At 62.6% G+C, this 4,945-nt stretch carries 5 protein-coding genes and 1 pseudogene; 3 read left to right on the forward strand and 3 right to left on the reverse strand.

What is annotated here, in order from left to right; genetic code table 11:
- A pseudogene (locus tag EOA27_RS21780) lies at positions 1-277 on the forward strand (RNB domain-containing ribonuclease); the annotation flags it as partial.
- Here the strand turns inward: EOA27_RS21780 and murI are convergent.
- The 3 genes from murI to EOA27_RS21795 form a co-directional block, all read right to left on the reverse strand.
- Positions 274-1,074: a glutamate racemase gene (gene murI, locus EOA27_RS21785; RefSeq protein WP_126082479.1), complete on the reverse strand. Its 801-nt coding sequence runs from the start codon at positions 1,072-1,074 to the stop codon at positions 274-276. The pseudogene EOA27_RS21780 and the gene murI overlap by 4 nt on opposite strands.
- A gap of 180 nt (positions 1,075-1,254) precedes the next feature.
- Positions 1,255-1,860 (reverse strand): hypothetical protein, encoded by a 606-nt coding sequence (locus EOA27_RS21790; RefSeq protein ID WP_126082478.1) that lies wholly within the window; start codon positions 1,858-1,860, stop codon positions 1,255-1,257.
- Positions 1,861-1,941: 81 nt separating this feature from the next.
- Positions 1,942-2,790, reverse strand: coding sequence for an RNA methyltransferase (locus EOA27_RS21795; protein WP_126082477.1), 849 nt, complete (start codon positions 2,788-2,790; stop codon positions 1,942-1,944).
- A 208-nt stretch (positions 2,791-2,998) separates the two neighbouring features.
- Between EOA27_RS21795 and EOA27_RS21800 the strand changes: the two genes are divergently transcribed.
- Together EOA27_RS21800 and EOA27_RS21805 are read left to right on the forward strand one after the other, a co-directional pair.
- Entirely contained in the window at positions 2,999-4,210 is a 1,212-nt protein-coding gene (locus tag EOA27_RS21800) for an NADP-dependent isocitrate dehydrogenase (protein WP_112127719.1), read from the forward strand.
- Positions 4,211-4,373: 163 nt separating this feature from the next.
- A partial coding sequence (locus EOA27_RS21805) for a glutathione S-transferase family protein (RefSeq protein ID WP_145970460.1) occupies positions 4,374-4,945 on the forward strand: 572 nt, incomplete at its 3' end.

The following is a 4,945-nucleotide window of genomic DNA, read 5'->3' on the forward strand; positions in this document are numbered from 1 at the left end:
GCCGAAGGTGATGGGGCGCGGCGATGCCCGAGCCTCGCAGATCAACCATGCGGCCATCGACCTTGCCGAGGCGGTGATGCTCAAAGGACACGAGGGTGAGACGTTCAAGGCCGTCGTCACCGACTTCATCGATCATGGCGTGCGCGCACAGCTTGCCGACATGCCTGTCGTTGCCAATGTGAAGGCCTCCGGCCTCAGGCAGGGCGACGATCTCAGGCTGAAACTGATCTCGGCCGATCCGGGTCAGCGCAGCATTGTCTTCGAGACTGCCGTCTAACGCGCGGTCAGTCCAAATCCCTGGGTCAGCCGTCGAGTGGCGAAATCCACCTTGCCGGAAGTGAAGACGGCAAGATCGGGCTCGCTGTCGCTGGATATTTCTGCGACCGGTTCGAGCAGCGACATGGCGCGCCGGGCGATCGCTTCGGCCGGATCGATCCAGTCGACCGGCCAGGGTGCCGTCTTTCGCATGCGATTGACGAGAAACGGATAATGCGTGCAGGCAAGCACGACGATATCGGTGCGGTTGCCCTCGCGCTCGATGAAACAAGGCGCGATTTCGGCGCGCACGGCTTCTTCATCGACAAAGCCCTGGCGCATATAGATTTCGGCCAACCCCGCCAGCCTATCGCTACCGACCAGGCGCACATGGCATTTCTGCGCCCATTTGCTGATCAGGTCGCGCGTGTACTGGCGTTTCACCGTGCCTGGCGTCGCCAGCACGGAGACGAGGCCGGATCGCGTGCGCTCCGCCGCCGGCTTGATTGCCGGCACGGTGCCGACAAAAGGATGGTCGGGGAATGTCTCGCGCAGCGCGTCGATCACCAGCGTCGAAGCGGTGTTGCAGGCGATCACCGAGATCGCCGGCTGCAGGCGGTCGAGCAATTTGCCGAACAGCGTGAGGATGTGATCCTTGAGCGCCGGCTCCTCCCAGGCGCCGTAAGGAAAAGCCGCGTCGTCTGCGACATAGACGAAGCGGCGATCGGGCATCAGCACGCGCGCCTCGCGCAGCACGGTCAGCCCGCCGACGCCGGAATCGAACATCAGGATCGGGCGCTGGCTTGATCGATCGCTCATTGTCATCCGGTCATAGAGCAATTCCAGGAAAAGTGTGAAACGGTTTTCCGTCCGGAATTGCGTCAAAACAAAGAGAGGCGGAAGGTCCGTGATTGGACCGCAGGCGCTTCTATCGCGAATGATCTTGGTCTTGAAGAGGCGAATGCGAGCAGCTTTTGCGCAGCTGTCTCGCAGGCTCGCTCATATGCCGCGCTTGCCGAAGCCGGCCGGGCGCGGCCGGCCGAAGGGCTGCGGTGCGGGCGGAACGCGGGGAGTTGCAGCGGCAGCCGCGGCGCGTGGTGCGGCCGGCACAGCGGCGCGTGCAGTGCGCGCCGGTGCCGGCAGCGGACCGTCGAAGTCGAAAACATCCGTCAATTCATCGATGTTGCTGCCCGCGACGGGTTTCGCCCAGAGGATCGTGCACCAAAGTCCGAATATCGAAAGTCCGAGCAGATTCAGCCCGCCCGGAATGCTCTCGGGATCGTCGAATTTGACGACCAGCAGCACGCCCGCCTGCAGAAGGGCATAGACGGCGGAAAGGGCAATATAAGCCCACATGATCCACCGGCGTCCATTCGCGTCGCGGGTGCGGCGCGCGGCGATGTTGCCGCGAAGCGCGACAAAGATGAGCGAGGCGATCAGGACCGCGCCTGCCATGCCCTGCCGCGCCGGGCCAGGTCCCGAATTGATCAGTCCTTCGAAACCGATCGTGCCGACAATGCAGACAACGATCACCACGGTTTCGGCGACGGCAAGACCGAGAGAGTAAAGGAAAAAGCGCAGTCGGCCAATATTGGACGTAAACATGTGCCAGCCCCACTATTGCAGCAAGGATGAGGCACAACCGAATAAAAATCGGTTACTTCAAATGCTCACAGCTTATCGATTTTAACTTTCTTCGTCTTTGGCGCGACTGCGAGCACCCGCCGGCAGCCGCCTCGGATCATCCCCAGGCGAGCCATCGCCGCGCGGCATGGCCGGCGAGAACCGGTCGAGCGAGGAGATGATGCCGCGCAGAACCTTCAGTTCCGGCTCGGCAAAGCCCGCGCGCGTCAATACGGCGCGCAGATTGTCGACCATCTTCGGCTTCTTTTCTTCCGGGCGGAAGTAGCCTCGGGCCTCCAGCGCGTTCTCCAGATAGGCGAACAGGCTGTGCAGCTGCTCCTTGTTCGCCGGCACCAGCTCCGGCCCGGAGAAATTGGTCTCAGTCTCGTCGGCGAGGCCGGATTTCATCCATTCATAGGACATCAGAAGCACCGCTTGCGCGATGTTGAGCGAGGAGAAGCCGGGATCGACCGGAAAAGTGACGATCTCGTCGGCAAGCCCGACCTCATCATTATAGAGACCGAAGCGCTCGCGCCCGAACAGGATGCCGGTGCGCTGGCCCGCCTCGACGCGTGCCCTCAGCGCCCTGCCCGCTTCTACCGGCCCACGCACAGGCTTGAAGCCGTCGCGCTCGCGCGCCGTTGTGGCGAAGACGAAGTTCAGGTCGGCAACCGCGGAGGCCAGATCATCGAAGACCCGGGTGGCGTCGATGACATGATCGGCACGGCTGGCAGCCGCGCGCGCCTTCTCGCTCGACCAGCCATCGCGCGGGTTGACCAAGCGCAGTTCCGACAAGCCGAAATTCGCCATGGCGCGGGCGACCATGCCGATATTCTCGCCGAGCTGCGGCTCGACCAGGATGATCGCCGGTCCGGCGGAGGCGGTCTTGGTTGTGACTTCGGTGGCTGGCATGGCTGTGGGTAACCGGGGTTTGCGGCGTTTCGGCGTCCCCTGCCACATTTGGCCGGGAAAATGAAGCATTCACAACAGCGGCACACGTCCATCCCGGCGCGGATCGTGGTTTGCGCGCTGAAAAAGCCTTTGATATACGCTCCGCATTCCCGGCCGAAACCATGCGGGCAAGGCCGTCCAGATCCCCCAGCAACGAGGCACTCTATCCATGGCGAAGATCAAGGTGGCGAACCCGGTCGTCGAGCTCGACGGCGACGAGATGACCCGCATCATCTGGCAGTTCATCAAGGACAAGCTGATCCACCCCTATCTCGATCTGAAGCTTGAATATTACGACCTCGGCATCGAGCACCGCGACGCCACCAACGATCAGGTGACGATCGACTCGGCCAACGCCATCAAGAAATGGGGCGTCGGCGTGAAATGCGCGACGATCACCCCCGACGAGGCGCGCGTCGAGGAATTCAAGCTGAAGAAGATGTGGAAGTCGCCCAACGGCACCATCCGCAACATCCTTGGCGGCACCATCTTCCGCGAGCCGATCATCATGAAGAACGTGCCGCGCCTGGTGCCGGGCTGGACCAAGCCGATCGTCGTCGGCCGTCATGCCTTCGGCGACCAGTACCGCGCCACCGACTTCCGCTTTCCCGGCAAGGGCAAGCTGACCATCAAGTTCGTTGGCGAGGACGGCCAGGTGATCGAGCACGAGGTCTATGACGCGCCTGGCGCCGGCGTGGCCATGGCCATGTACAATCTCGACGAGTCGATCCGCGAGTTCGCCCGCGCCTCGCTGAACTACGGCCTGCTGCGCAACTTCCCGGTCTATCTGTCGACCAAGAACACCATCCTCAAAGCCTATGACGGCCGCTTCAAGGACATCTTCCAGGAAGTCTACGAGAAGGAGTTCGAGGCCGAGTTCAAGGCGCGGAAACTCTGGTACGAGCACCGCCTGATCGACGACATGGTCGCTTCGAGCCTGAAATGGTCCGGCGGCTATGTCTGGGCCTGCAAGAACTATGACGGCGACGTGCAGTCCGACACCGTCGCGCAAGGTTTTGGCTCGCTCGGCCTGATGACCTCGGTGCTGATGACCCCCGACGGCAAGACGGTGGAAGCGGAAGCCGCGCACGGCACCGTGACCCGCCACTACCGCCAGCACCAGAAGGGCGAGGAAACCTCGACCAATTCGATCGCCTCGATCTTCGCCTGGACGCGCGGCCTTGCCCATCGCGCCAAGCTCGACGACAATGCCGAGCTGAAGCGCTTCGCCGAGACGCTGGAGAAGGTCTGCATCCAGACCGTCGAAAGCGGCTTCATGACCAAGGACCTGTCGCTGCTGATCGGCCCCGACCAGCCCTGGCTCTCCACCACCGGCTTCCTCGACAAGATCGACGAGAATTTGCAGAAGGCAATGGGGTGAGGAGCGGTGCGCGAAGCGCATGAAAAGCCCAAAAATGGGCTTTTCAAGCGACGAACGCCCGGAGCCATAGCGTGGGGCCGGGCCGTGTGACAAAGTGCCTTAATGTCGAATGCTCCGAAGGGAGCCTTCGTTTTTTGTGGGGTAAGCAAAAAGAGCGGAAGCGATGGCCAAGCCGATCCTCTATGGCGCCGACTACAGCGTTTATGTGCGCATCGCGCGGATGACGTTGGAAGAGAAAGGCATCGGCTACGAGCTGGCGCCGCTCGACATCTTCGCCGCCGACGGCATTCCCGCCTGGTATCTGGAACATCACCCGTTCGGCCGCATCCCGGCCTTCGAGCATGACGGCTTTCGCCTGTTCGAGACCGGCGCAATTGCGCGCTATGTCGACGAAGCCTTCGATGGTCCGGCCCTTCAGCCCACTGATCCGCGCCTTCGGGCGCGGATGAACCAGATCATCGGCATGCTCGACGCCTATGGCTACCGCGCCATGGTCTGGGATGTGGCGGTCGAGCGGCTGGAGAAAACGCCGCCGGATGAGGCGCTGGTCGCCGCCGGGCTCCGCCAGGCCGAGACCGTGCTCAAGGTCCTGACATCGCTCAAGGCAAAAGGGCCCTGGCTGCTCGGCGAGCAACTGACGCTGGCCGACCTGCACGCGGCGCCGATCATCGCCTATTTCCTGAAGGTCGAGGAAGGGCGCAGCCTGCTGGCGCGGTTTGCGGTAATCGATGAGTG

Origin of the sequence: Mesorhizobium sp. M2A.F.Ca.ET.037.01.1.1, assembly GCF_003998075.1 — a bacterium.
In the GTDB taxonomy this organism is placed as follows: domain Bacteria; phylum Pseudomonadota; class Alphaproteobacteria; order Rhizobiales; family Rhizobiaceae; genus Mesorhizobium.

Excerpts from the sequence above, each read along its gene's own strand:
- murI (WP_126082479.1), bottom strand. The coding sequence starts at position 1,074 with ATGAGCGATCGATCAAGCCAGCGCCCGATCCTGATGTTCGATTCCGGC.
- EOA27_RS21790 (WP_126082478.1), bottom strand. The coding sequence starts at position 1,860 with ATGTTTACGTCCAATATTGGCCGACTGCGCTTTTTCCTTTACTCTCTC.
- EOA27_RS21795 (WP_126082477.1), bottom strand. The coding sequence starts at position 2,790 with ATGCCAGCCACCGAAGTCACAACCAAGACCGCCTCCGCCGGACCGGCG.
- EOA27_RS21800 (WP_112127719.1), top strand. The coding sequence starts at position 2,999 with ATGGCGAAGATCAAGGTGGCGAACCCGGTCGTCGAGCTCGACGGCGAC.